Genomic DNA, 25,028 nt, shown 5'->3' with positions numbered 1-25,028 from the left:
ATAGTTTTCCCGATTAACCGCGCGGGTAATGGATCAGGGAATGAAAGTGAACCGTTTGTTCGCTACTGTTACGGTAGCTATGCGCCCTGTCTCCCGCAAAACGCACCCCCTCGCCGGATTTCATGGTGCGCCACTGCCCCTCAATACACATATCCAGCAGCCCATTTATCACCACCACGTGCTCTATAACGCCGGTTTCATGCGGAGTCGATTCACTGAGTGCGCCGGGTGCCAGCTGTATCGAAAAATGATCGAAGCACAGCTGTGGGTCCCACGGAAACAATGGCGTGACGACCATCGCCTGCTGCTGGGGATCGAATGTTGGCGCGCCGTCTGACTCTGGCGGTGAAATAAACGTCGAGAATGGCACGTTCAGTCCGGTAGCAATTTTCCACAATGTCGCCACCGTTGGGCTGGATTCGTTGCGCTCAATCTGCCCCAACATGGCTTTTGACACGCCGGTTTCCTCCGCCAAACGTGACAGGCTCCATTCCCGCTGGTGACGTAGCGTGCGGAGCGTTGTGGCCAGATAGTGGGTTAAGTTTTCCATTTTTCGCCTTCCTGACTCTCCTTTCTCAAGGCTACAGCTTAGCACTTGTACGCTATAACGCACAGTGCTACATTGATTGACCGTTATAACGCACACGGAGTGACTATGCGCGCATTCTCCATCCCACTACCCACCGTATTATCGGGTTTTGTGGCTGTCCTGGTCGGTTACGCCAGCTCGGCTGCCATTATCTGGCAAGCGGCCCTGGCCGCAGGTGCGACCACCGATCAAATCGCGGGCTGGATGACCGCGCTGGGGATTGCAATGGGCGTTAGTACGCTGGCGCTGACGTTATGGTATCGCGCTCCTGTGCTCACGGCCTGGTCAACACCTGGCGCCGCGCTGCTGGTTACGGGTCTGCACGGGGTATCGATTCAGGATGCTATCGGCGTTTTTATCGTAGCTAACGCGTTGATTGTGCTGTGCGGCATAACCGGATTGTTTGCCCGTCTGATGAAAATAATCCCCCACTCACTGGCATCAGCCATGCTGGCCGGGATCCTGCTGCGCTTTGGTCTGCAGGCCTTTAATAGCCTCAACAGTGAGCTTATTTTGTGCGGTAGTATGCTGGTGGCATGGCTGGTATTTAAAGTCACAGCCCCACGGTACGCGACGATCGCCGCGATGCTGGCGGGTATCGTTATCGCGCTAATAAAAGGTGACATTGTCACAAGCGGAGTGAATTTATCGCCGGTCATGCCTGCGTTTATTGCCCCACACTTTTCATTTGCCCACAGTATCAGCATTGCGCTACCGCTGTTTCTGGTTACCATGGCTTCACAAAATGCCCCTGGTATTGCCACTATGAATGCCTCGGGCTATTCATTACCCGTTTCACCGCTCATTATCTTTACCGGTCTGCTGGCGCTGCTGTTTTCGCCGTTTGGTGTCTACTCCATCTGCATTGCCGCCATAACCGCCGCAATTTGCCAAAGTCCCGAAGCGCATCCTGATGCCAAACGACGCTGGCTCGCCGCCGCCGCGGCTGGCGTCTTCTATCTTCTGGCAGGGGTGTTTGGCGGTTCAGTCACAGGACTAATGGCGGCACTGCCCGTAAGCTGGATCCAGATGCTGGCCGGTCTGGCCTTGCTCGGGACGATTAGCGGTAGTTTGTATCAGGCGTTGCATAATGAAGCGGAACGCGATGCAGCCATCGTTACGTTTTTGGTCACGGCCAGCGGCCTGACGTTATTGGGGGTTGGATCTGCATTCTGGGGGCTGGTCGTCGGCGGTATCTGCTACGCCGTGTTGACGTTATTTCGCCGCACGTAGCTGCGTTGGCGTTTTACCGGTTACCTGTTTAAACCGGTTACTAAAATGGCTTGCCGAACTGAATCCGCAGGTCATCGCAATATCTGACAAACTGCGTGAAGTGTAACAGACCAGATGCTGTGCCAGCGCCATACGACGTTGCATCACGTACTGATGCGGTGCCATATTCATCGACTGGCGAAACATTCTGGCAAAATGGAATTCGCTAAGCGCCGCCTCGCTAGCCAGATCGTTCAGGGTGATTGGGTACGCCAGATGCGCGTCAATATAGGCCAGCACGTTACGCAAGGTGACGGGGGCGAGTCCCCCGGTGACGGTGGGCAGTCGCCATTGAACGTTGCTGTAATGCTGGATCAGATGCGTTAACAGTAGCGAAGATGCCGCGCTGAGCGTGAGGTGATTGGCCGGTTGCTGCCAGTCGTTATCAAGCAGAAACTGACGGTAAACCGCCGTGATCCCCGGGTCACTGCCAAACGTGTGCTCGTCCAGCGTGAAGCTATAGGGACTTTTATCCCAGACTTTTTCACCCACTTCGCGCAGATGTTCGTCGGTACAATAGAGATGAACAAAGGAAAGATCGTCGCGGATATCCCAACTTGACTCGCTCTCTTTCGGCATCAGGCAAAAACGGTCCGGTCCGCCGCCATTCTTCCAGCCCCCCGCCGTTTTGTGGTAACTCTCGTAGCCATCCGCGATATATAAACTGAGCGTATGGTGATCGCAATACTGGGTGATGGTATCGCGCTTGTTTGACCAGGCCGCCAGTTGGATCCCTGAATGTAACGCAACCGATTCATGCAGCACGGCATTATGTTTGCGTAAGTTTTCAAAGGCATCGTAGGGCTGAGGCATACCATCACATTCAAAATAAGTTAGCAGGCTTTCAGTCTATAACAGCCACATATTGTTAACAGCTTCCTTTTCGCTTTTACGCTAAAAAAGCGCAAGATTTTGCAAGTCCGCCGCAAACCGATGAAAGCCTCCTGCCGCCAGACATGACACAGTGTGAACCTGAATCCAAAAAAGAGAGAGTTGTATGAACGCACTGTTGTACTGCCTGGTGGTGGTAATTTGGGGAACGACATGGATTGCGATTTATTTGCAGCAGGGCCCGGTTTCTGCGCCGGTTTCTATCTTTTGGCGCTTCGCCGTTGCCAGTTCGCTGATGATAGTGATCCTGCTGGTTAGCGGTAAATTACGCAAACTGTCTGGCCGCGATCATCTGTTTTGTCTGTTACAGGGTGGATGCGTTTTTTGCTTCAACTTCTGGTGTTTTTATACGGCTGCGGCCTGGATTAATACCGGCCTGGAGTCGGTGATTTTCTCAATGGCCGTCCTGTTCAATGCGGTCAATAGCTTCATCTTTTTTGGGCAAAAACCACCGCTGCGTTTCTATATCGCAGCCGGTCTCGGACTGACGGGCATTGTGACTCTGTTCTGGCAGGATTTGCTCAACAGCGGATTCAATCATTCCTTGCTGCTGGGTATCGGCTTAAGCGCCCTTGGAACCTTCGGTTTCTCATTGGGTAATATGATCAGCATGCGTCACCAGAAAAAAGGGCTGGAAGTGTTAACGACCAACAGTTGGGCCATGCTGTACGGCACGCTGTTGATCGCTGCCATTGCGCTGATGCGCGGGGACAATTTTACGCCACAGTGGACATTCAGCTATCTCAGCGCGCTATTATATCTGGCTATTTTTGGCTCAGTGATTGCTTTCGGCGCTTATTTCACACTGGTAGGGCGCATTGGTCCCAGTAGGGCGGCATACAGTACCCTGCTTTTCCCGCTGGTTGCGCTAACGCTGTCAACATTGTATGAAGGATACGTCTGGCAGGTTAACGCTATTGCCGGATTGGTGTTGATTTTACTGGGGAATATGGTGATGTTTGCCCGACCAGAAGTACTGATGGGTAAACTATTCTATCGACGCCGGGTGGCATAAAAAAAACGCACCATCCTGAGATGGTGCGTTGATTATTATTGTGGTTTTTTGTTCACGTCAAACATGGTGGCATCCGTCGCCATGTCATCAATAACTTTCTTCAACGTTTCGAACGCCATCGGCGTGCTTTCGTTGCTCAGATCTTTACCTTCACCCTTACGTACAACTTTAATTACCGGTTTATTGGTCGCAGCATCAATCAACTCACCCTCGAAATAAAGGTTGGTATCCATGGTACGGTGACCCGTTGCCATTTGTGTTCCCGCAACGAGTAGCGCAACCGGGATCACTTCATAGAACTGCAGTCCTTCTTTGCTCGTTGCAACACCGGTAATCGCTCCGCGGAAAATCAGGCTACGTGGCCCAGGGGTAGTAACCAGGGGCTTACGCTTGCTGATGGCGGATTTCAACTGGGTATTGGTGTAGGTCAGCAGTTGATCAAGAACCTGCTGCCCTACCTGCGTGGTAGGTTTAGGAACCGGATAATACGTTACCGGGTTATATACAATGTTGTCATATTTGGATTCGTTGTAGCTCGGATCAACCCAACGGAGTACGGTTTGTCCCGATGCTGATTGTGCTTCCTTCAAATCAGAGTAATTTTTTAAAAACCCAGAATATTTATCCGGCGCGGTCACTTTTGACGCACAGCCGGATAATGCCAACAAGCCAGTAAGCACTGCAACTTTAAATAAAGTTTGAGTACGCATGAAACGATCCCTTTAGTTTTCGCAATGATGCTTAAAAAGCATAGCAAAACCGTTTCATTTTGGATGTACTAAAAATGGTAAACACCGCACAATTTTCTCTCTACGCCCGGCACAAAAAATGCTGAGCGCAGAAAGAGTTAACCCAGGCGGGAGGTTCAGGCAGTTTTGCGTGCCAGCATTGTGGCAAAGCGCAGTTTAATTCGATTACCGTTTTCATCCGTACGATGAAGTTCACCCACGTCTTCGTTATATTTCAGCAGATCCCATCCGCTGTAATAATTGCGCAATTCTCCGGTTTTAAACGCGAACGGGAAACCCACGGTACACGGAAAATCATCGGTATCCATCGCCGCGACGATTAAGTTATATCCGCCCGGTTTAGTGCAACGCTGCATATTTTCAATAAGGCCAGGGATAGTTTTGGCTTCAAGGAACATCAGCACAACGGTAGAAAGAATAAAATCATATTCGCCATCAAAGCGTAATGCGTTGAGATCCGCGACGTTCGCGTGCAGATTGGTCAGCCCTTCCGCCGCTTTGATACGCTCAAGGTTAGCGATGCTCATGGGATTTTTATCCCATGCTGTCACGTCATAACCGTTTGCCGCAAGGTACAGGCTGTTACGACCGTTACCGCAGCCCAGGTCTAACGTTTTACCTGGCTTAACAATTTTTGCCGCTTCAACAACATCGGAATGCGTACGAGTTAAATCGTATTTCTCAGTAAAGTAGTTTTCGTCGCAAAGGGTCATTATTTATCCTCAGATTTCAGTAATGCAGCACGCTCCGTGCGGATGAGCAGTTTCCCCTGCATCAGCAATGCAAACGTACGTACCAGTAATAATGCAATGATAAAATTGGTAAAAATAAACAGTGGGATCGCCAGCGTATGAAAAAATCCTGACTCGCTACCGTGGCCCAGATGCAGCCCTGTTGTTGCCAGAGCCGACACGCCAAACGAGAAGCTCCAGAAAGACGCATTAAATGGCTGTGACAAATACCACGGCATGAGCCGTAGCATGAACAAAAGTTGCAGCAGACCATAGCCGAACAACATTTTGGCTAACGTATCGCCCTCGCCGCCGTTGACGCTAAGCCAGGCGCTGCAGGCGACCAGCGCAGGCGCCAGTTGAATGCCAAGTGAAGTACGTAACACCGCAGGCAACTCGCCGCAGCTACGTAAACGTTGCAGAATCACCGGCTCCAGACTGAGCCAGGAAAAAACCCCGGCGCCCAAAAACACCAATCCTGCGTCGTTGAAACCCAGTGCGCCACAGGCCATTGCACTGATAAAGTTATTGGCGACGGTCGGCAGATACAGACCCGGCGTGGTGGCTTCCTCTGGATGCGATCCACGCAACAACCCTGCCGTTTGCCAGGCGGCGTAGGCCAACTGTATCACCACGCCAATGCTGAACAACCCAATCGCCAGCGGTCGATACCACGGGACAAAACCAATCGCGACCAGCATCGTTGTGGCCGGAAACAGACTGACAAAGCTGCTCATCACCGGGTGACGAATTTCCGCCAATACGCTATGCGGAAAACGCAGTAAACGGCTAAGAAAGGCCAGCGTCAGCAGCCCCCAAATGACCATTGCGAGGATCACTAAACCGTCGCCAATCAAGTGACTCACTGGCCACACCTGACTGGCATAACGCCACGCAAACCCCATCCCAATGATGCCCAGTACCATGCCAAAATAACCGGCCGGAAGATTGAGGACCCGCTCACTCTGCTTGTTCTTACTCATTTTGTTTATTTTTTAAAGTATATTTGAAATGCATTTTATGGAATTTCCGCTGATTTAGCCAGTGCGGAAAACTTTGCTACGTTTAACTAAGGTGCGCAACATGGAAATGAGCTATGACCAAATATCGTCTCAGCGATGAGTCTCGATCCTTTAGTTACCAGGATAATGGCAATAAAAAAAGCGTATTACTACGCCAAATCATTGCGCTCACTGATTTTAATGATGTCCAGGCCGGCACGCCCGGTGGCTGGATTGACAATGAAAGCGTGCTGTCACAAAGCGGTGATTGCTGGATTTACGATGAAAACGCGCTCGCATTTTCCGGCGCGACGATTACAGGAAACGCCCGCATTACTCAGGCAAGCGTGGTCAGAGATGGCGCGCAAATTAGCGATGACGTGTGGATTGACCGGGCTGAAATCTGTCATAACGCGCAAATACGTGACAACGTCACCATTCAGGATTCTGTGGTTCGCGGCGAATGCCTTCTCTTTGGTGATGCGCGCGTGGTGTGTGACTCTGAAATCATCGCCGCCAGGGGGCTAACTCGTGAAAGCGACCAGTTCCTGCAAATTTATGATCGGGCTTTTGTCAGCCACTCACGAGTGGTGCATCAGGCGCAGATCTATGGCGATGCGAAAATCAACTATGCCTTTATTGAACATCGGGCGGAAGTTTTTGATTTCGCACAGGTGGAAGGTAATGAAGAGAACAATGTCTGGATCTGCGATTGCGCCAAAGTCTATGGATATGCGCGCGTCATCGCCGGGAGCGAAGAAGATGCCATACCTACCCTACGCTACAGCTCGCAAGTGGCGGAGCACGCGGTAGTTGAAGGTAACTGCGTGCTGAAACACCACGTGCTGGTCGGCGGTCATGCGCAATTACGCGGTGGACCGCTCCAGTTAGATGACCACATCCTGATTGAAGGCCACGTCTGTGTGCTGGGCGAAGTGCTGATCGAGCATCACATTGAGATAGCCGGTCAGGCGCATATCCAGGCGTTTGATGGCGATACCATTCACCTACGCGGACCGAAAGTGATTAACGGTGAACAGCGCATTACGCGCACGCCTATCGCAGGTTTATTCTGAAGAGCCATCAATGATGCGGGCGTAGAGATTCACATCATAGTAATCACCATTAAGGAATTCCGCCTGTTGCATACATCCTTCCAGTTGGAAGCCATTACGTAGCGCCACCTGGTTACTCTCAACGTTTTCTACGCGACATTTAATCACGAAGCGGCGAATCTCCTGACGCTGCGCATAATGATGAATTAAGGCCTGTAGCGCCTGGGACATGATGCCTTTACCCTGATGCTCCTCATCTAGCCAGTAGCCGATATAAGCCGCTTTGTTCAGCGGTTCTATCTGGTTAAACGAGATAACCCCGACCACATTTTCTTGCGCAAAAATCAGGAACATTTTGGCGTAACCGCGCTGGTGCAACATCATATTGCCCTGCACATTCTTGCGGGTGTCCTCCTCAGAGGCAACAAACTGCGGCCAGTTCAGCGACTGCTGGAGCCAGCTTTTATTTTTAAGCACCAACTGATGCAGAGGCGTGACGTGTTGCTCTTCTACGGCACGCAGTTCCAGCGTGTCATTGATGGTAATCACTTCTGACATTTTCATTCCGTTATGATGGTTAAGCAGGCCACCCTGCTTATCAAATAAAAACAGGAAGGGCTCCCTTTTGGAAGCCCTTTTACACAGCAAGCGCCGTTTTACTTAGCTCTCACTGACACTCTCTTTTTGCAATATTTTGAGCAGATCTTCCTTCAGGTGGAGTTTCTGTTTCTTAAGGCGAACAATGTCCAAACTATACCCCCGACCATCCGAACCTTCCAGTCTGGAGATCTCATGATCAAGGCTGTTGTGTTTTTCGAATAAGGACAGAAAGCGAGGGTTCTCGGATTTCAGTCGGGAAATAAGGTCTCTGTATTCTGGAAACATACTTTCTCCCTGTTAGTGGAAAAGGACGTGTATAAGAAATACACACCTCCAGAGTACCCACTTGACTTACAGAAAAATGCGAACGGGATCGAGTAAATAGTGTACAGAATGGTTGTGAAGAGGATTACAGATTCGGCCCCCCATTCGGAGAGCCGTAAAGGGAGTGATTAACGCATCTCGCGGTCGTCAACGTACTGACGTTTATCCGGCGCTGGCGGGAAGTACTGATACAGCCAGGTTTCACTGATGGCGTCGCCCTGACAACGCAGGAACATACGCATATCTACCGGATCGGTTGAGTCAGAGGTCGGATACCAGTCAAACTGAATGCGATAACCGTCGATAGGTTCCACGTAAAGGATCTCAATCTGTTTCGCTTCACCGCTGGAGAGCGTAATCACCGGTTCAATACCCTTCGGCGCTGCGGCTTTTAGATCGCCACCGACGAAATCAACAGCAAAACGTCGCGCCCATTTTTCCGGGTAGTGCTCGCCCGGCGCCCATCCTTCCGGGAAGCCGCCCATGCCTGTTCGGGTCGCCATCACGCGAGCCAGCGGTGAACGCACCGGCGGCTGTGCGCTCCAGTACAGACGATATTTGAATTCCAGATCATCGCCCGCTTTGATCGACCTTTCAGGCTGCCAGAAGCAGACGACGTTATCCAGCGTTTCGCCGGTCGTAGGGATCTCCATCAGGCCGATAGTCCCCTTGCCCCACTGGTTACGCGGTTCGACCCACAGGCTCGGACGCTTGTTGTACCAGCCCATGATATCCTGGTAATGGGAGAAGTCGCGATCGAGCTGCAGCAAGCCAAACCCTTTCGGGTTGTTATCGGTATAGGCGTTGAACTGCAGTTTTTGCGGGTTATTCAGCGGGCGGCAGATCCACTCGCCATTGCCCCGCCACATCGCCAGACGGTCGGAATCATGAATTTGCGGGTGAATGGTGTCACACATCCGACGTTCGTTGTTGCCGCAGCTAAACATGCTGGTCATCGGAGCAATACCGAGCTGCTTGATGTCTTTGCGCGCATAGATGTGGTTTTGTACATCCATGATCACCTGCGTTTTCTCGCAGTGGATCACGAACTTAAATGCACCGGTTACGCTGGGGCTGTCGAGAAGCGCATACACGGTAAAGGAGGTTGCGCCCGGTTTGACCGTTTCAAACCAGAAAGAGGTGAAATCAGGAAACTCTTCTTTGCTGTCGGTGTAGGTATCTACCGTCAGACCGCGGGCCGATAAACCGTACTGATAGGTGTCATCCACGGCGCGGAAATAGCTGGCGCCCAGGAAAGAAACGATATCGCGACGGGCTAATTCTGGCGCTTTAAACACGCGGAACCCGGCGAACCCGAGGTCAGTCTGCCCTTCCAGCTGTTTGGTATCCACACCCGCATCATTGTATTTAAACAGTTCCGGACGGAAGTGGATTTCGCGCGCCATATGCGTGCTGCCATCAACTGAGAACATGCGTACGCGGCGACGGAAGCCCATTCCCACGTGGAAGAACTGCGCATCAAGCTGACGATTTTCAACATTGTTCCACAGAGACTGCTCTGCGTCATATTGAATGCTGTTGTAGGCCTGCGGCGTCAGTTTCGCCAGCGTGTCAGGTAACGCGCGCGGTGCGCCGCCCCAGGGCTTCTGTGCTAAGTCATGGGCCATCGATTGCAGAACGGAAAAATCAAAACGTACGGTTTTTCCGTCTGCAATGTCAGACTCTGCCGCAAAGGCGGCGCTGGAAAAGAGTGATGCAATACCACTGGTTCCGCACACGGCGGCCATTGCCATTGAACCTTTAATAAATCGTCTGCGATTCATGCCTGAAAGTAAGTCCTTCTGGTCGTGTAAATGGTCCCGCGCCGGCCATAATCAGCGGCAAGAGAGTGCACATTTCTGACCGCTCACTCTAGACAAAATTCATTAATAATCCAATTGTTGGTCGCCGATTATCTGTACAAAATCGAAAATATTTTATGTCGATGGGAACAGACCGAATCCCATGTAAATTCAATTAAAGTAAACCACACCGCCGTTTACTTCGATCTTGCGCCTCCTGATACAGCGCAAACTCATCATAAACCGCACACCCCAGCGCCTGTTCAAACGCGTCGCGGCTGGAATTACCGTGGCTACGGGCCTGAGTTTCATTCCCCAGATTAGACTGGAAAATCCCCGCGGCGCTCACCGGTAAAAAATCTTCGTAGGTAATGGGCTGAGCAACCAGCCAGCCCCGCTCAATGAGCGGCTGCGGGTCGTCATCCGGGCGAATCGCCTGTCGATGCGCCTCGCCCGACGGCGTCAGCCGGTAGCGGAACCAGGCAAGCCCCTGCTGGCGCAGCAGAAATTCGCTGTCCGGGAATGCTTTGAACACCTCCTGCAAATGCAGCTGATGTGTCAGGTTGTCTTTTCCCGTTCCCGCTTTATTCAGCAATTCGTCGTACAACGCTCTGCCTTTCGGCGTCAGGGCCACGCCGCGCTGTTCGATTTCACCAAAACGCGCCGTGTGAGTGCCACGCATTTCACCGGCAAATAACACCGGCTCTTCCAGCGCTTTAAAACTGGTCTGGCGCAATAAAATGGGCACCTCGCGGCGCGGTGGCCCTTCAATCAGTATTTTGGGTTCAATACCACACTCCGGCATCATCGACTGAACCCGGTCGATATCCAGCGTACGCGGCGTCAGATGGTTGATATGACACCCAGGGAAACACACCACATCAGCAATCAGCCGGTGCTCATTGTGCAATGCGTGATAGGTCGCCTCATCGACCGTGGCATGCTGATGCCAGCGGAAAGTTTCCAGCGCTTCTTGCACAAACTCCTGCGCCTGCTCAGGCGTAAAACTGCCCTGCACATCAAACTCATCCAGCAGCTCGTGACAACGACGGGTGAAAATATCGCGTTTCGCGAGGATCTCCGCGGCTTTTTGCCGTAGCGCGGCGTTTTCGATTAATTCGAGCCGCAATAACGAGGTGAATACCCGAAACGGGTTGCGCGAAAGCGACGCATCGTCAATGGGACGAAACGCGGTGGAATGCACGGGAACACCGGCCTGGGAGAGATCGTAATAACTCACCGGATACATGCCCATAATGGCAAACATCCGGCGTAGCGTAGAAAGCTCCTGCGCAGTGCCCACCCGAATGGCGCCGTGGCGCTCAACGTTTAGCCGGGCCAGCTCATCTGCATTCGCCAGTTTTTCATGCAGCGTAGGATTATTTTCCAGTACCGCCAGATTCACATCAGCGACAAGTTCCAGCAACGTGCCATATTGCGGGACTTCCTGCTGGTACATTGCTGACATTGCCTGCGAAAATTGTTCCCGAATCTCATCTGCCGTGATGGTGTTCGCCATAATGTCATGCCTCCAGTGAATATTACCTGGAGTGTAGAAAACGCCGCTGACTCCGGTGGGAAGAATTTACAAAGTGTGACCCCGCGTAAATTTCCCACCCCTACAGACGGTGAACAGAACCTACTGGCGTGGTTTTAAATGACTTTCCAGCCAGGGCAACATCTGTTTTTTACGGCTGAGCATCCCCTTCACCTTACAGGGCTGCGGGATGTCTGACAGCTCTGGACCGGCAAACCACAGGCTGGTGTCGCCCAGATTGATATCGGTGAGCATCAGTACAACCAGAGCGGCATTCTTTTCCTCTGCATAGCGCGCCATTTCCAGACGGAGATCGTCCAACACCGCATCCACCTGTTGCAGCGCATACAGTTCAAGCTGCGCCACACAAACAGAATGTCCATGAATGGTGAAGGTTTTAATGTCTTTCTGCAGAAGCTCGCGAGCGCTCATGCCTTCCACGCTTGTTTTAGCAGACAGCAGGTCGCGACTAAACGCCTCGAGATCCACACCGGTTTTTTGGGCCAGGGCCTCCACCGCCAGGCGATCGTCAGAGGTGGTCGTTGGCGAACGAAGCGTGACAGTGTCACTCAATGCGGCACCCAGCAATAAAACGGCCTCAGCGGCAGACAACTGGCTGCGCTCCTCTTCCGTCATCAGTTGCCATAACAGCGTCGCGCTACTGCCGACTGGCTTCACCCACACTTCAGGTGGCAGACGAGTGACTAATCCACCGAGTCGGTGATGATCGATAATTCCCACGACGTTACTTTCTGCCAGCGATGCCGGCCCCTGGGCAGGCTCGGTGAAATCGACCAGCCACACATCACGATCGGTCAGTTCAAACGTCAGCCGTTCGGGCATCGTCAGTCCTGCATGCTCAAAGATAAATTGCGTTTCGCGGTTAGGTTCGCCCAGACGCCATGCCGTCGCCTGCTGGCCACGTAAAGTAAGCCAACGCGCCGTCATGGCGGCGGTACAAATGGCATCGCTATCGGGGTTAAGGTGCCCTATTACATCTATCATTAATCAGTACCTTGTGAAGAGAATGGTTCAAAAGCAAACAATAACGAAAGTATATCGGCTGGACGCATTCTCTTCCATGATCCCACCACCCGGCAGCGCTGTACAAAACATAAGCAAAATAAATCATTTGTAAGTAAAATAGGATAAATGTTAATAATATTTTGCTATCAAGTTATCAAAATCAAACAACTTCACTTGTCACCGATACGACTCTGTTTTTAACATCGCTTATGGAAAAAAATGTTCTGTTCAATCAGCGCATTCGCTTGCGCCACCTTCATACTTTTGTCGCCGTTGCACAGCAGGGAACGTTGGGCCGCGCGGCTGAGACCCTTAACCTGAGCCAACCAGCCCTCTCCAAAACGCTGAATGAACTGGAGCAACTGACCGGTACCCGGCTCTTTGAGCGTGGCCGCCTTGGCGCACAATTAACGCTGCCCGGAGAACAGTTTCTTACCCACGCAGTCAGAGTGCTGGATGCGCTCAACACCGCCGGACAAGCCTTAAACCAGCGCGAAGAGTCACAGACGGATGTCGTACGAATTGGTGCCTTACCCACCGCGGCCCTGGGCATTCTGCCGGCGGTCATTGGCCCGTTCCATAAGCAGCAAATGGAGACCACGCTGCAGGTTGCCACCATGAGCAATCCCATGATCCTGGCGGGTTTAAAGTCAGGGGAAATTGATCTCGGCATTGGCCGTATGGCCGATCCGGAATTGATGGTTGGTCTGAACTACGAGCTGTTATTTCTGGAATCGCTCAAACTGGTCGTGCGCCCTAACCACCCGTTGTTGCAGGAAACCATCACGCTGAGTCGGGTGATGGAGTGGCCGGTGGTGGTTTCACCAAAAGGAACCGCCCCTCGCCAGCACGCAGAGGCGTTGTTGCAAAGTCAGGGCTGCAAAATGCCGCCGGGCTGTATTGAAACGCTGTCAGCATCGCTCTCCCGCCAACTGACGGTCGATTACGACTATGTGTGGTTTGTCCCTTCAGGCGCGGTTAGAGAAGATTTACGCCAGGCGACGCTGGTGTCGTTGCCGATACCCACCCACGGTGCGGGTGAACCCATCGGTATTCTTACCCGTGTCGATGTGCAGCTCTCTCAGGCCGCACAGATCCTGATCGCCGCAATACGCAAAACTGTACCGTTTTGATGCCAAAAATTAAGGGACCATCAGGTCCCTTAATTGATTTTATTGTTAAAACGTTTCCCAGTTATCGCCACTGGCAGTTGCCGCCTGCGGGCGTGAATGGTCAGGCTTTGTCGTCACAGGCGCGCGTTTAATAGCACTTGTCCCTGTTAAACGGAATGTGCCAACAGCTTCCGTTAAGCGCGCCGCCTGCTCTTCCAGCGATGCCGCTGCGGCAGAGGCTTCTTCAACCAGCGAGGCATTTTGCTGGGTTACCTTATCCATTTCTGAAATTGCCTGGCTCACCTGGACGATACCCCGGCTCTGCTCATCAGAGGCCGCTGCAATTTCCAGCATAATGTCGGTGACGCGTTTTACCGCATCGACAATATCCGTCATCGTATTGCCCGCTGCGACCACCTCTCCGGATCCCTGATCAATCAGTCGGACTGATTCGCTGATCAACCCTTCAATCTCTTTTGCCGCCTGAGCGCTGCGGCTTGCCAGCGTGCGCACCTCACTGGCAACCACGGCAAACCCACGGCCCTGCTCTCCTGCCCGCGCCGCTTCAACCGCTGCGTTCAGCGCCAGAATATTGGTCTGGAAAGCAATGCTGTTAATAACGGCTGTGATTTCGGAGATTTTCTTCGAACTCGTTGAGATATTGCCCATAGTTTTGACCACGCCAGAAACCATCTGACCGCCCCGACTGGCCTTACCGGAGGCATCTTCTGCCAGCTTGCTCGCATGATGCGCGTTGTCGGCGTTTTGCTTCACCGTCGCCGTCAACTCTTCCATGCTGGCCGCCGTTTGTTCAATCGCCGCAGCCTGTTGTTCGGTACGTGAAGACAGATCGGTGTTCCCCGCCGAAATCTCACTGGTACCGCGATAAATCTCTTCCGCGCCCTGACGCACCGTGCCTACCGTTGTCCCCAGCGAACGTTGCATTGTTTGCAGATGGCGGCTCAGGCGACCAATTTCACTGCGCCCGGTCGATTCCTCCGGCATGGTGAGATCCCCCGCTGAAATTTGCTCAATACGCTGGGCGGCACGCAACAGAGGATGAATGACGGTACGACGCAGAACAATGAACGTCATCACGGTCAGCGCCAGCGCAAGAACGAATGCGCCCAGCATAAAAGCCATACCAAGCTGTGTACGCTGATGCGCCTGTTCGCTTAACTGATTCGCCCTGGTGGTACGAATGTCGATCGCCTTTAACAGCACCTTGTTGTAAGCAGAGTCCAGCGGTCTGGCCTGTTCATTTTCATGGTTGATGATCGCCTCAAACATGCCGTTTTTAGCGTACTTCAGCATCGGCTGTAAGCCGTCGGTATAGGCTTTGAAGCTGGCGCTCAGTTCAGCGTCTAACGCTTCATCGGCAGACGTTTTTACCGCGCGTGACATATAAGCATTGAAACCGTCCTGCGACTGCTTAATCCGTTTTTCTGCCTCGGCGATATTGGCCTTCATGTCATCCATTTCGGCAATACGGCTCGCCGCGCCGGCGTGGATCATGTTGATACGCGCGGTACGCAAGTGGTTAGAGCTGTTAGATAACCCCATCCTGACCTGAATCTCATCGGTCACGTCACGCTGATCGCGATCGGCCTGCATAAGAAAATAGCTTGCCAGCCCGGAACTTAAGGCGAACAGCAGAAGGATGCCACCGAGAATGGAGGAAAACAGCGGAACCAGCCGGATTTGATGCAGAAAGCCCAGTTTATGCTGGGCTTGCATCGATGTAGTGTTGTCCATGACCGTCGACTCTCTTGTAGGGTTTATGCGTGAAAACACGCCCGTTAGATAGTCATCGGCAATCCGGGAAGTTTACTTACCGTGAAAAGCGCCGGATTCGTCACACTTTCACAACATAATTCTAAAAAATTCAGGAAAGTGCCAGCGGTGAAATCCGCTGGCCAATGAATCAGTTATCGCCAAAGTGGATAACGGTACGGATGGATTTTCCCTGATGCATTAAATCGAACGCGTCGTTAATCTGCTCCAGCGGTAAACGGTGGGTAATAAACGGATCCAACTGAATTTTCCCGCTCATCGCATCTTCAACCATACCAGGAAGCTGAGTACGCCCCTTCACGCCGCCAAACGCGGAACCGCGCCAGACACGCCCGGTAACCAACTGGAACGGACGCGTTTTGATCTCTTGTCCGGCTCCTGCCACGCCAATAATGATGCTTTCGCCCCATCCTTTATGGCAGCATTCCAGCGCCGCGCGCATCACGTTAACGTTACCGATACATTCGAAACTAAAGTCCACGCCGCCATCGGTAAGCTCGACAATCACATCCTGAATCGGTTTGTCGTAATCCTTCGGATTGATGAAATCGGTCGCGCCCATTTCACCTGCCAGCGTAAATTTTTCCGGATTGGTATCAACGGCCAGAATACGCCCGGCTTTCGCCTGCGCCGCGCCCTGAATCACCGCCAGGCCAATACCGCCCAGACCAAATACGGCGACGGTATCGCCTTCTTTCACTTTTGCGGTGTTATGGACCGCTCCGATACCGGTGGTCACGCCACACCCCAGCAGACACACTTTATCCAGCGGAGCCTGCGGGTTAACCTTCGCCAGAGAGATCTCCGCACATACGGTGTATTCGCTGAAGGTGCTGGTGCCCATATAGTGATAAATCGGCTCGCCGTTATACGAGAAACGGGTTGTGCCATCCGGCATCAGACCTTTGCCCTGGGTCGCACGTACGGCCTGACACAGGTTAGTTTTACCCGATTTACAGAACTTACACTCGCCACATTCTGCGGTGTATAGCGGGATCACATGATCGCCCGGTTTCAGGCTGGTAACGCCTTCACCCACTTCAACCACAATGCCGCCACCTTCATGGCCGAGCACCGCCGGGAAAACCCCTTCCGGATCGTCGCCTGAGAGCGTAAAAGCATCAGTATGGCACACGCCTGTGTGGGTAATTTTAACCAGCACTTCACCTTTCTTTGGCGGTGCGACATCGATTTCGACAATTTTTAACGGTTGGCCGGGGCCGAATGCAACTGCTGCACGTGATTTCATTTGTCTCTTCCCATTATTGCGAGGTGATGGTGTTATTTTAGATAAGCACGCAGAAGATGGCCGATTTCAGCCATGCGCACGGCACGCTGGTCTGGGGTTGTTTCCCCGCTGACCAGTTCGTCTTTCAGGTGGATCTCAACCATTTCGCCCATCAGGCCATTGGATGCGCCGCGCACGGCGGCAATTTGTTGCAGGATAGCCAAACACGGCTCGCCGGACTCCAGCGCGCGCTCAAGCGCATCAACCTGACCGCGAATACGGCGTACACGGGTGAGAATGCGTTTTTTATCTTCGGGTGAATGCGGCATACGCCCTCCAAATACTATAGGGGGGTATACTATCAGTCTTTTTAACTAATTGTAAAATAAATAACTTGTTATTCTTTAATGAGTTGCACAAACAGCACATTTAGACATATGTGGACATATACAGCCTTTTTCATGCCCCCAAATCTGCCCCCAAAGCAATTTCGCCCCCAATATGCCCCCAAATTTTACCTCCTTTAGCTATCGGACGTTTTAACGTGGAGCCAGGCACCAAAACTCTGCTGCTGAGCGAACGGGATGAGTTGTTGCAGCTTGATCACGTGTTCTGGAATTATGCTCACGGTTGGTGGATAAGTCTCCACTTATTAATGCCTGTGTCGAACCGCAGATGCCAGCAGGATGATAACGTCACTCTGGCAGGACCCGCGAGCTATCTTCATCGCTGAAGGCCAGCATATATTCATATCAGCAATTGGACACTCTTAGTCAAAACAGTCACGTGGTTGGAATTGGAGTACTTATCACCCAGCACTGTTTCTAAGAAAACCTATGAAAATTTCTTTGTCGGATTGTGAAAAATGCTAACTCAACGTTACATCATTTGGCGCAACATTGGTCTTTGAGAAAATTAAGCATTTGATAATACCTCAATAAATAATCACATTGCTTACCACATTTATAAGCAAGCTATATTTGAAATACTGCCAATCTCAAAAAGCCAACAAATACAACACTGTTAAAAAAAAGAACCATATCCTATAAAAACAAACCATTACAAGATAAAACTCTAAACATTGATTATTTTTTGGCTTATTAAAATAAATATAAGGATTTACACAAGATTATACGCCAAATGATTTTCTTTTTTCCTGAATTTCACTTTGATATACTTAAACTCGCTCCCGGATGGTATTGTTTTTAATGATGACAGTCCTTGTTATGAATTAGATAATGCTTAATGGAGACGAAGATGGAATGCATAAAAGAACATGACCAGCAACCTCAGCAAAGCTCTTTCTTGGAAAAAAAGAATCATATCCTTCCATCAGGAAGCATGTCTGACGATGAGTTCTGGTGCCTGATCGAGCTGACACCCATCCGCAGCGATAAAATCATCAGGGCATTACACGATTATTTCGTATTGAATCGCTCCAGAACTCATTGTTGCGATAAACATGGTGTTAGTAATGGCTACTTTGGGGCATGCATCAGCAGGTTTGAACATGTCATCCAGGTTGTTAATACGCTTCTTAATTATTACAAGATGTCAGACAGTAAATAAATCCCCAGAAAAATCGCCCGATATTTCAATATAATATAGTGAATTTTAACAGCATCTCGAATTTGTAACCAACTGACGCAATAAAAAACAATTATACCTCTTGGGAGCAGAAGATATTCGGATGCTTTTGTCAGTTCTTTGTAACTAATATTTAATAGTTCATGTGCTTTTCAACGCTTATATATTTTTGAAGGTGAGAATATGTCAACGCTGAAGAATACATTTTTTATCGCTCCGCCTGAAACTCCAACTCAGGCCGGACCTGACAATATCTTTTATGACTTTAATGATGGCGCCCGTGTATTGCTTCCAGAAGGGAAGTGGCACGTGCGTCTGCTGGATGCAGATTCAGACAATATTCTTTTCTGCTGCGATGTGGAAAAAGGCTGGGTGACCAGCAGCAAGAAATATTTCGTGCGTTTCCGCATTCAGGTATTCCGTCAGGGGGAAGAAACGCCCCTGCTGGACGAAACCCTGAAATTAAAAGACCGGCCGGTGCTGATTTCATTCCCCACAGGGACATTGGGCGATTTGCTCGGCTGGTTCCCTTATGCCGAACGATTCCAGGCTCTGCACAAGTGCCAGCTGGAATGCACGATGGCACAGGACATTATCGACCTGCTGGCACCTCAGTATCCGCAGATACAGTTTTCCACGCCGGATAAGCCGCGCACGGTGACGCCTTATGCCACTTACCGGGTGGGGCTCTATTTTGGCGGCGATACCGACAACCAGCCGGTGGATTTTCGCAAGGTCGGTTTTCACCGGTCTGCAGGCTACATTCTGGGCGTTGACCCGCGCGAAGCCCCCGTCCGGCTGGACCTGTCTGCGCCCCGGATTATCCAGGAGCCTTACGTGTGCATCGCCACGCAGTCCACCTGTCAGGCGAAATACTGGAACAACGGCACCGGCTGGAGTGAGGTCGTGGCGCACCTGAAATCGCTGGGCTACCGGGTGCTGTGCATTGACCGGGATGCCCATTATGGCCAGGGCTTTGTCTGGAACCACATCCCCTGGGGAGCCGAGGACTTCACCGGCAAACTCCCCCTTCAGGAGCGGGTGAACCTGCTGCGGCATGCCAGTTTCTTTATTGGGCTGGCAAGCGGCCTGTCATGGCTGGCCTGGGCTACCGGTATTCCGGTGGTGCTGATAAGTGGCTTCAGCCTGCCCAACAGCGAGTTTTATACCCCGTGGCGGGTGTTTAACTCCCATGGCTGCTACGGATGCTGGGACGACACATCGCTGAATTTTGACCACAAGGATTTCCTGTGGTGCCCGAGACATAAAAACACAAACCGGCAATTTGAATGTACCCGGCTGATAACTGGCGCCCAGGTCAATGGCGTCATCAATAAACTTCACCGTTCTATAACTGAGCAGGGTGTTGAGGACACCCCAAGAGAAGAGAGTAAGCAATGAATAAGGTATTTAACACTGTCTGGAACGAATCCACCGGGATGTGGGTCGTTACCTCAGAGCTGACCCGTAAAGGGGGACGTCGTCCGCGTCAAATCAAGCGCACCGCTCTGGCAGGGCTGATTGCCGGCCTGCTTTTGCCGTCACAGCCTGTGTTGGCGGCAGACTATGACAATCTGACGCTGGGAAAAGGAGGTGCAAGCTCTTCCATGTCTCTGGGTGCAGGCGACACGGCAACAAACACGACCATTAACACTAGTGGGATGCAATACATCTCCAGCGGAGGTAATGCCACGAGTACCACCATTAGCCTGTGGGGGGAGCAGCATGTTTTCAACGGCGGTAGTGCCACAGACACCACCATTAAAGCTGGGTACCAGCACGTTTCCAGTGGAGGGAGCGCCACGAACACCTACATCAGCGGTATGATAAGTGAGCAAAATGTCTACATCGGTGGCAGTGCCACGAACACCGTTGTTAGCGCCTCCGGGAAGCAACAAGTCTTCGGTAGTGCCACCAGTACCACCGTCAACTATGGTGGTACCCAGAATGTTCACAGCGGTGGTAGTGCCACGAGTACCACTATTAACAATGGTGGGAATCAGTATGTCAACAGTGGTGGTAACGCCACTGATACAACCATTAACAGTGGTGGGCGTCAGTATGTCTCCAGCGGCGGTACCGCAATCAATACCACCGTCAACAGTGGTGGTGTGATGTACTTAATATCCGGAGGCTCTGCTACTGACACCATTATTAACGATAACGGCTTACTGCATGTCTCCAGCGGCGGTAGTGCCACGGGCACCATCGTTAATAACGGTGGCCGCGAGAATATCAATTCAGGCGGAAGTGCCACGAGCACTTCCCTTAATAGTGGTGGTGTCCAGGCAGTCTCTGGTGGCGGTGTTGCTACGAGCACCCTCGTTAACAGCGGAGGAAACCAGTATGTCTACAGCGGTGGCAAGGCCTTGAACGCCTCTGTCAATAATGGTGGGCGTCAGTTTGTCTCCGCAGGCGGACTCGCCACGGACACCTCTATTAACAGCGGTGGGCGCCAGTATATCTCTGTCGGTGGTAGTGCGACGGGAACCACAATTAACGACAATGGGCGCCAGTTTGTTTCCAGCGGAGCTGGTGTCGAAAACACCACCATTAACACCGACGGGAAGCAGTATCTCTATGGCGGAAATGCCACGAATACTACTGTTAACAACGGTGGACGCCAGTACGTCTCCAGTGGCGGTAGCGCTATTAACACAACTGTTTACAGTGGTGGGCGTCAGCATATTTACATCGACGGCAATGTCACAGAAACGACCATTACAAGCGGCGGCATGATGCAGGTGGAAGCCGGTGGTTCAGCCTCTAAGGTTACCCAGAACAGTGGAGGGGCTGTCGTCACCAATACCAGTGCAGTCGTGAGTGGTACCAACGATAACGGCAGCTTCAGTATCGCTGGCGGCAGTGCAGCCAATATGCTGCTGGAGAACGGCGGATACCTGACGGTGTTTGACGGTCATCAGGCCAGCGCTACAACTGTTGGCAGTGATGGTACGCTGGATGTCCGCAGCGGCGGTGTGCTCCGTGGCACCACTACCCTGCTGGATAAAAGTATACTGGTCGGTGATGTGGTCACAAATGAAGGGAACCTGTATTTCCTCAACAACAGTGCCGCGACTTTCGCAGGTACCCTGACGGGGACCGGTACCCTGACACAGGAAGGCGGGAGCACCCGCTTCAGCGGTCTGTTGTCTCAGGACGGTGGGATTGCCCTTCAGAGTGGCGGTGCCATGACGATGGATGCCCTTCAGGCTAAGGCTAATGTGACGACACAGTCAGGCACCACCCTGACTCTGGATAACGGGACCATCCTGACGGGGAACGTGGCGGGAGACAGTACCGGCGCAGGTGACATGGCGATTAAAGGTGCGTCTGTCTGGCATCTCGATGGTGACTCCACTGTCGGCGCATTAACGCTGGATAACGGGACCGTTGATTTCCGTCCGTCAACAACCACGCGTCTGACGCCAGCCTTCCAGGCGGTGTCCCTGGCGCTCGGGAGCCTGTCGGGTAGCGGGACGTTCCGGATGAACACTGATATCGCATCGCATACCGGAGATATGCTGAATGTCGCGGGCAATGCCAGCGGTAACTTTGTGCTGGATATCAAAAACACAGGACGGGAGCCAGTATCTGCTGGTGCGCCGCTTCAGGTGGTGCAGACCGGTGGCGGTGACGCTGCGTTTACCCTGAAAGGCGGGAAAGTCGATGCCGGTACCTGGGAATACGGCCTGCGTAAGGAAAATACAAACTGGTATCTGAAGGCTGACACGCCTCCTCCGGTTACTCCGCCGACTAACCCGGATGCAGGTAACCCGGATGCAGGTAACCCGGATGCAGGTAACCCGGATGCAGGTAACCCGGATGCAGGTAACCCGGATGCAGGTAAACCAGATTCAGGTATATCGTCGTCTCCGGTGCGTCGCACAACAAAATCAGCCGACGCGGTACTGGGCATGGCAACCGCACCGGTATACGTTTTTAACAGCGAGCTGCAGAATCTACGTTTCCGTCACGGCGATTTCATGCAGAACACCCGTTCGCCAGGAGGTGTATGGGGCCGTTATACCGGGTCTGATAATCGCATCAGTGGCGGAGCAAGCTCGGGTTACGCCCTGACCCAGAACGGTTTCGAAACCGGTGGTGACAAGGTCTTTGATCTGGGGGAAAGCCGTTTAGCTGTGGGAGCATTCGTCTCTTACACTGACAACAGCATTAGCCATAATCGGGGCGGAGACAGTACGATCGGCAGTACCGGCGGCGGTCTGTATGCCACCTGGTTTGATAATGACGGCTACTACGTGGACGGTGTGCTGAAATATAACCGCTTTAATAATGAGCTGCGAACCTGGATGAGTGACGGTACGGCAGTTAAAGGCGATTACAGCCAGAACGGTTTCGGCGGCAGTCTCGAAGCGGGCAAGACCTTCAGTTTGAATGACAATACATGGGCTCAGCCATATGTGCGGACAACGGCGTTCCGCGCAGATGCGAAGGATATCAGCCTGAATAACGGCATGAAAGCCAGCATCGGGACGACCAAATCTCTGCAGGCCGAGACCGGTGTTAATTTGGGCATGAACCTTGACATTGCCGGTAAGACAGTCAAACCGTACCTTAAGGCGGCGATCAGCCATGAGTTTTCGGACAACAACAAAGTCCGGATTAACGACCGCTATGACTTTACCAACGATATCTCAGGGACGACAGGTAAATACGGTGCCGGGGTCAGTGCCCAGTTGACACCAAATGCAGAGGTGTGGGCTGAGGCAAACTACCAGAAAGGAGTGAATATCGAGTCTCCGGTGACCGGTAGCGTCGGTTTTCGCATCAACTTCTAACCAGGGATAGAAACGGCAGCCACATCTGTGGCTGTCTCCCCTTCAGCTGAATATTCACGCAATGAGCGGTGCCGGTCAGGTGCCGCTCTTTTTTCCAGAAGAATGAAGCATGGTGCAATGAACGGTCGTTCACTTTTAAAGTTGAGTGGCCCCTTCCATAAAACGCTGGCCGATATTTACTGGCACACATATATCCCGGATTTGTGGGTTCCTGAAATCACATTGTCTTTTGATGTGCCAGTTCGTAGTTACCCCGTCCGAAGAGACGTACAGCGCAGTACATCATCAGACGCCGCCAGTGCGGTACACCCAGTACGACCATTCCATCCAGGAAAATCCTGTCAGCCGCCCTTTTCGTCCGGAGTCCGTTCTCATACATCCAGTCATGAATGATGGCGGCTTTCGCGTAACGACCATGTGGCGGGAATACTGACCAGAGAAGGCGCGATATACTGGCCAGGTCGGTAACGTACTCTGCGGGGACATGTATCACATCATCCGAGTTATCCGTCAGCCAGAATTCAAACGGCTCAAACAGACGCCAGCGATAATCATCGAACATTTCCAGCGCGGCTGGGGTCGTAAATTTACTCACTTCCCACCTCCGGCCATCCCACCCGTTATGCACGAATATCCTCCAGCGTCTGCAGCGCAGCAACCTCGTCCTTCATCTGGCGCTGGCGTTCGTGGATCCGTCCCCCCTCCGTCACCATCGCCTGCGCCATTGCCCCGGCCAGTTCCTTTAGCTGTTTCATTGTCAGCGAAACTGAGTTATTCGACACGTCACTCCAGCCCAGCATTGCCCTCGCACCAGACACTTTCGCCGCCATCGCTACCGGTGCGAGCCGGGCCATGGAATCGGCCCCACCGGTTCCATTCAAACGTGTGCGGCTGAGCCTCCTGTTTGGTACGAGCTTCGTCAATTTTCAGGGAATAGTTAGCAAACGTTTCATCATCCAGCATTCCTTTAGATTTGAATTTTGCCAGTTGCTGTTGCTGTTGCTGTTGCTGTTTATCCAACTTATTTAATGCCGCATTTAGCGGATCGATTTGATCCAAAAGTTCCGAAAGTGCAGATTTTTCTTCATCTGTTGCTTTAGTTAGCTTTTTAGCCCCTGCCGCTGCATTCTCACCTGCCCGCGTCATCTTGACCAATGCAGAGGTCAAACTGTCAGCATTATTTTTAGCTCTAGTGCTATCGATAATTATTGCAAGGCGCGAGGTTTGCTCTGTCATTTAATGACTCCGGAAAAATAGAAAGCCCCGCGCAATGCGCAGGGCCAGACACCAGAGAAGTGTGGATTCTTAGAAGCGGTAACCGATGCCAACCATCCAAGTACCGACTTTCACATCCCCCAGTTTGGAATATTCATAAGACGTATCGATCGCCCAGTTGGGTACAGGGTTAAATTGTAAACCAACACCATAGGTTGCAGAGGTTTTGCTTTCAGAATCAGAGAAACCCAGTACATTAGATTCTACTCGTCCATGGGCAATTCCTAATAAACCATATGCACTAACATAGTCGTTAAAGCGATAAGATGGGCCAGCGGAAATAGAATAATAATCTAAGTCTACATTACCAAATTTGTATCCGCCGAAATAGTAATTATAGCTTTCCCCTGTATACGTAAATGAAGATACAACCCCTAAATTTTCATTTAACTCATAGCGGTATTTTACGTTAAAACCAGTTGGGTCATCTTTTAAGCTCTCACCACCAGCTTTAACATTGCTTTGTGCATAACCACCTAAAACAGTATGCTTCAATTGTTCTGCACTTGCTGTCCCAGATGCAAAAAAAGCACCAATAATAAATGTTGCCAAAACTGCTCTTTTCATAACAAATCCTTTTTAGTTTAACAAAATTTATTAATGCGCCAGATTCTCAATGGCGCAACCTTAGTTTATGA

23 protein-coding genes and 1 pseudogene are annotated in these 25,028 nt (G+C 51.7%); 7 read left to right on the top strand and 17 right to left on the bottom strand.

Annotation, left to right across the window (positions count from 1 at the left end; genetic code table 11):
• Window positions 1–13: 13 nt before the first annotated feature.
• Window positions 14–550 (bottom strand): helix-turn-helix domain-containing protein, encoded by a 537-nt coding sequence (locus OGW44_RS02085; protein WP_016153160.1) that lies wholly within the window; start codon window positions 548–550, stop codon window positions 14–16.
• Window positions 551–655: 105 nt separating this feature from the next.
• Here OGW44_RS02085 and OGW44_RS02080 point away from each other — a divergent pair, with 105 nt between their 5' ends.
• Window positions 656–1,822: a benzoate/H(+) symporter BenE family transporter gene (locus OGW44_RS02080; RefSeq protein WP_080860989.1), complete on the top strand. Its 1,167-nt coding sequence runs from the start codon at window positions 656–658 to the stop codon at window positions 1,820–1,822.
• On the opposite strand, the gene OGW44_RS02075 is transcribed toward OGW44_RS02080, so the two are convergent.
• Window positions 1,805–2,674 carry an AraC family transcriptional regulator gene (locus tag OGW44_RS02075; protein WP_046275602.1) on the bottom strand — a complete coding sequence of 290 codons (870 nt, stop codon included), beginning with the start codon at window positions 2,672–2,674 and terminating at the stop codon, window positions 1,805–1,807. The genes OGW44_RS02080 and OGW44_RS02075 overlap by 18 nt on opposite strands.
• A 184-nt stretch (window positions 2,675–2,858) precedes the next feature.
• Between OGW44_RS02075 and OGW44_RS02070 the strand changes: the two genes are divergently transcribed.
• A complete protein-coding gene (locus tag OGW44_RS02070; protein ID WP_016153163.1) occupies window positions 2,859–3,767 on the top strand; it encodes a DMT family transporter in 909 nt (302 codons plus the stop codon).
• A gap of 35 nt (window positions 3,768–3,802) precedes the next feature.
• Here the strand turns inward: OGW44_RS02070 and OGW44_RS02065 are convergent, their stop codons facing one another.
• From OGW44_RS02065 to tehA, 3 genes are all read right to left on the bottom strand, one after another.
• Window positions 3,803–4,477: a DUF3313 domain-containing protein gene (locus OGW44_RS02065; RefSeq protein ID WP_185654628.1), complete on the bottom strand. Its 675-nt coding sequence runs from the start codon at window positions 4,475–4,477 to the stop codon at window positions 3,803–3,805.
• A 155-nt stretch (window positions 4,478–4,632) separates the two neighbouring features.
• Window positions 4,633–5,229 carry a tellurite resistance methyltransferase TehB gene (gene tehB / locus OGW44_RS02060; protein WP_016156592.1) on the bottom strand — a complete coding sequence of 199 codons (597 nt, stop codon included), beginning with the start codon at window positions 5,227–5,229 and terminating at the stop codon, window positions 4,633–4,635.
• Window positions 5,229–6,230: a dicarboxylate transporter/tellurite-resistance protein TehA gene (gene tehA / locus OGW44_RS02055; protein ID WP_185654629.1), complete on the bottom strand. Its 1,002-nt coding sequence runs from the start codon at window positions 6,228–6,230 to the stop codon at window positions 5,229–5,231. Before tehA ends, tehB begins: the two co-directional genes overlap by 1 nt.
• Window positions 6,231–6,343: 113 nt before the next feature.
• On the opposite strand from tehA, the gene ydcK reads away from it, so the two are divergent.
• Window positions 6,344–7,324: a YdcK family protein gene (ydcK, locus tag OGW44_RS02050; protein WP_185654630.1), complete on the top strand. Its 981-nt coding sequence runs from the start codon at window positions 6,344–6,346 to the stop codon at window positions 7,322–7,324.
• Here the strand turns inward: ydcK and rimL are convergent.
• The 5 genes from rimL to OGW44_RS02025 all read right to left on the bottom strand — a co-directional run bounded on the left by rimL (window position 7,316) and on the right by OGW44_RS02025 (window position 12,571).
• Window positions 7,316–7,861: a 50S ribosomal protein L7/L12-serine acetyltransferase gene (rimL, locus tag OGW44_RS02045; protein ID WP_016156595.1), complete on the bottom strand. Its 546-nt coding sequence runs from the start codon at window positions 7,859–7,861 to the stop codon at window positions 7,316–7,318. The two genes, ydcK and rimL, sit on opposite strands and share 9 nt — an antisense overlap.
• A 102-nt stretch (window positions 7,862–7,963) precedes the next feature.
• Window positions 7,964–8,188 (bottom strand): HP1242/YdcH family protein, encoded by a 225-nt coding sequence (locus OGW44_RS02040; protein WP_003833168.1) that lies wholly within the window; start codon window positions 8,186–8,188, stop codon window positions 7,964–7,966.
• Between the two features lie 167 nt (window positions 8,189–8,355).
• Window positions 8,356–10,011: a glucan biosynthesis protein D gene (locus OGW44_RS02035; RefSeq protein WP_185654631.1), complete on the bottom strand. Its 1,656-nt coding sequence runs from the start codon at window positions 10,009–10,011 to the stop codon at window positions 8,356–8,358.
• A gap of 193 nt (window positions 10,012–10,204) precedes the next feature.
• Window positions 10,205–11,548, bottom strand: coding sequence for a 2-oxoadipate dioxygenase/decarboxylase HglS (gene hglS, locus OGW44_RS02030; protein WP_016156596.1), 1,344 nt, complete (start codon window positions 11,546–11,548; stop codon window positions 10,205–10,207).
• Between the two features lie 120 nt (window positions 11,549–11,668).
• The gene (locus OGW44_RS02025) at window positions 11,669–12,571 is read right to left on the bottom strand and encodes a manganese-dependent inorganic pyrophosphatase (RefSeq protein WP_185654632.1); all 903 of its coding nucleotides are present in this window, start codon (window positions 12,569–12,571) and stop codon (window positions 11,669–11,671) included.
• Window positions 12,572–12,801: 230 nt separating this feature from the next.
• Between OGW44_RS02025 and pcaQ the strand changes: the two genes are divergently transcribed.
• Window positions 12,802–13,725 (top strand): pca operon transcription factor PcaQ, encoded by a 924-nt coding sequence (gene pcaQ / locus OGW44_RS02020; RefSeq protein WP_003020288.1) that lies wholly within the window; start codon window positions 12,802–12,804, stop codon window positions 13,723–13,725.
• 45 nt (window positions 13,726–13,770) lie between these two features.
• Here the strand turns inward: pcaQ and OGW44_RS02015 are convergent, their stop codons facing one another.
• The 3 genes from OGW44_RS02015 to OGW44_RS02005 form a co-directional block, all read right to left on the bottom strand.
• A complete protein-coding gene (locus tag OGW44_RS02015; RefSeq protein WP_185654633.1) occupies window positions 13,771–15,459 on the bottom strand; it encodes a methyl-accepting chemotaxis protein in 1,689 nt (562 codons plus the stop codon).
• A gap of 169 nt (window positions 15,460–15,628) precedes the next feature.
• Window positions 15,629–16,747, bottom strand: coding sequence for an S-(hydroxymethyl)glutathione dehydrogenase/class III alcohol dehydrogenase (locus tag OGW44_RS02010; RefSeq protein ID WP_016153173.1), 1,119 nt, complete (start codon window positions 16,745–16,747; stop codon window positions 15,629–15,631).
• 32 nt (window positions 16,748–16,779) lie between these two features.
• The gene (locus OGW44_RS02005) at window positions 16,780–17,055 is read right to left on the bottom strand and encodes a metal/formaldehyde-sensitive transcriptional repressor (RefSeq protein WP_003833178.1); all 276 of its coding nucleotides are present in this window, start codon (window positions 17,053–17,055) and stop codon (window positions 16,780–16,782) included.
• A gap of 928 nt (window positions 17,056–17,983) precedes the next feature.
• Between OGW44_RS02005 and OGW44_RS01995 the strand changes: the two genes are divergently transcribed.
• The 3 genes from OGW44_RS01995 to OGW44_RS01985 all read left to right on the top strand — a co-directional run bounded on the left by OGW44_RS01995 (window position 17,984) and on the right by OGW44_RS01985 (window position 23,115).
• Window positions 17,984–18,295 carry a PapB/FocB family fimbrial expression transcriptional regulator gene (locus OGW44_RS01995; RefSeq protein WP_109018357.1) on the top strand — a complete coding sequence of 104 codons (312 nt, stop codon included), beginning with the start codon at window positions 17,984–17,986 and terminating at the stop codon, window positions 18,293–18,295.
• A 201-nt stretch (window positions 18,296–18,496) separates the two neighbouring features.
• A complete protein-coding gene (locus OGW44_RS01990) occupies window positions 18,497–19,714 on the top strand; it encodes an autotransporter strand-loop-strand O-heptosyltransferase (RefSeq protein WP_185654634.1) in 1,218 nt (405 codons plus the stop codon).
• The gene (locus OGW44_RS01985) at window positions 19,711–23,115 is read left to right on the top strand and encodes an autotransporter outer membrane beta-barrel domain-containing protein (protein ID WP_185654635.1); all 3,405 of its coding nucleotides are present in this window, start codon (window positions 19,711–19,713) and stop codon (window positions 23,113–23,115) included. Before OGW44_RS01990 ends, OGW44_RS01985 begins: the two co-directional genes overlap by 4 nt.
• Window positions 23,116–23,332: 217 nt before the next feature.
• Here OGW44_RS01985 and OGW44_RS01980 read toward each other — a convergent pair whose 3' ends face one another.
• The 4 genes and pseudogenes from OGW44_RS01980 to OGW44_RS01965 all read right to left on the bottom strand — a co-directional run bounded on the left by OGW44_RS01980 (window position 23,333) and on the right by OGW44_RS01965 (window position 24,957).
• Window positions 23,333–23,710 carry a DUF1353 domain-containing protein gene (locus OGW44_RS01980; RefSeq protein WP_170973724.1) on the bottom strand — a complete coding sequence of 126 codons (378 nt, stop codon included), beginning with the start codon at window positions 23,708–23,710 and terminating at the stop codon, window positions 23,333–23,335.
• A gap of 25 nt (window positions 23,711–23,735) precedes the next feature.
• Window positions 23,736–23,945, bottom strand: coding sequence for a DUF4376 domain-containing protein (locus tag OGW44_RS01975; protein WP_231040542.1), 210 nt, complete (start codon window positions 23,943–23,945; stop codon window positions 23,736–23,738).
• A 73-nt stretch (window positions 23,946–24,018) separates the two neighbouring features.
• A pseudogene (locus OGW44_RS01970) lies at window positions 24,019–24,351 on the bottom strand (phage tail length tape measure family protein); the annotation flags it as partial.
• 69 nt (window positions 24,352–24,420) lie between these two features.
• Window positions 24,421–24,957 (bottom strand): Ail/Lom family outer membrane beta-barrel protein, encoded by a 537-nt coding sequence (locus tag OGW44_RS01965; protein WP_185654636.1) that lies wholly within the window; start codon window positions 24,955–24,957, stop codon window positions 24,421–24,423.
• Window positions 24,958–25,028 lie beyond the last annotated feature (71 nt).

This window comes from Citrobacter sp. Cb023 (genome assembly GCF_030336805.1).
GTDB lineage: Bacteria > Pseudomonadota > Gammaproteobacteria > Enterobacterales > Enterobacteriaceae > Citrobacter > Citrobacter braakii.
This window is presented reverse-complemented; position numbering and strand designations above follow the sequence as displayed.

Excerpts from the sequence above, each read along its gene's own strand:
- OGW44_RS02070 (WP_016153163.1), top strand. The coding sequence starts at position 2,859 with ATGAACGCACTGTTGTACTGCCTGGTGGTGGTAATTTGGGGAACGACA.
- OGW44_RS02025 (WP_185654632.1), bottom strand. The coding sequence starts at position 12,571 with ATGATAGATGTAATAGGGCACCTTAACCCCGATAGCGATGCCATTTGT.
- OGW44_RS01975 (WP_231040542.1), bottom strand. The coding sequence starts at position 23,945 with ATGGCGGCGAAAGTGTCTGGTGCGAGGGCAATGCTGGGCTGGAGTGAC.
- OGW44_RS02075 (WP_046275602.1), bottom strand. The coding sequence starts at position 2,674 with ATGCCTCAGCCCTACGATGCCTTTGAAAACTTACGCAAACATAATGCC.
- OGW44_RS02080 (WP_080860989.1), top strand. The coding sequence starts at position 656 with ATGCGCGCATTCTCCATCCCACTACCCACCGTATTATCGGGTTTTGTG.
- rimL (WP_016156595.1), bottom strand. The coding sequence starts at position 7,861 with ATGTCAGAAGTGATTACCATCAATGACACGCTGGAACTGCGTGCCGTA.
- OGW44_RS02065 (WP_185654628.1), bottom strand. The coding sequence starts at position 4,477 with ATGCGTACTCAAACTTTATTTAAAGTTGCAGTGCTTACTGGCTTGTTG.
- OGW44_RS01985 (WP_185654635.1), top strand. The coding sequence starts at position 19,711 with ATGAATAAGGTATTTAACACTGTCTGGAACGAATCCACCGGGATGTGG.
- OGW44_RS01965 (WP_185654636.1), bottom strand. The coding sequence starts at position 24,957 with ATGAAAAGAGCAGTTTTGGCAACATTTATTATTGGTGCTTTTTTTGCA.
- OGW44_RS02035 (WP_185654631.1), bottom strand. The coding sequence starts at position 10,011 with ATGAATCGCAGACGATTTATTAAAGGTTCAATGGCAATGGCCGCCGTG.
- OGW44_RS02015 (WP_185654633.1), bottom strand. The coding sequence starts at position 15,459 with ATGGACAACACTACATCGATGCAAGCCCAGCATAAACTGGGCTTTCTG.
- ydcK (WP_185654630.1), top strand. The coding sequence starts at position 6,344 with ATGACCAAATATCGTCTCAGCGATGAGTCTCGATCCTTTAGTTACCAG.
- OGW44_RS01990 (WP_185654634.1), top strand. The coding sequence starts at position 18,497 with ATGTCAACGCTGAAGAATACATTTTTTATCGCTCCGCCTGAAACTCCA.
- OGW44_RS02005 (WP_003833178.1), bottom strand. The coding sequence starts at position 17,055 with ATGCCGCATTCACCCGAAGATAAAAAACGCATTCTCACCCGTGTACGC.
- OGW44_RS01995 (WP_109018357.1), top strand. The coding sequence starts at position 17,984 with ATGGAATGCATAAAAGAACATGACCAGCAACCTCAGCAAAGCTCTTTC.
- tehB (WP_016156592.1), bottom strand. The coding sequence starts at position 5,229 with ATGACCCTTTGCGACGAAAACTACTTTACTGAGAAATACGATTTAACT.
- hglS (WP_016156596.1), bottom strand. The coding sequence starts at position 11,548 with ATGGCGAACACCATCACGGCAGATGAGATTCGGGAACAATTTTCGCAG.
- OGW44_RS02010 (WP_016153173.1), bottom strand. The coding sequence starts at position 16,747 with ATGAAATCACGTGCAGCAGTTGCATTCGGCCCCGGCCAACCGTTAAAA.
- pcaQ (WP_003020288.1), top strand. The coding sequence starts at position 12,802 with ATGGAAAAAAATGTTCTGTTCAATCAGCGCATTCGCTTGCGCCACCTT.
- OGW44_RS02085 (WP_016153160.1), bottom strand. The coding sequence starts at position 550 with ATGGAAAACTTAACCCACTATCTGGCCACAACGCTCCGCACGCTACGT.
- tehA (WP_185654629.1), bottom strand. The coding sequence starts at position 6,230 with ATGAGTAAGAACAAGCAGAGTGAGCGGGTCCTCAATCTTCCGGCCGGT.
- OGW44_RS02040 (WP_003833168.1), bottom strand. The coding sequence starts at position 8,188 with ATGTTTCCAGAATACAGAGACCTTATTTCCCGACTGAAATCCGAGAAC.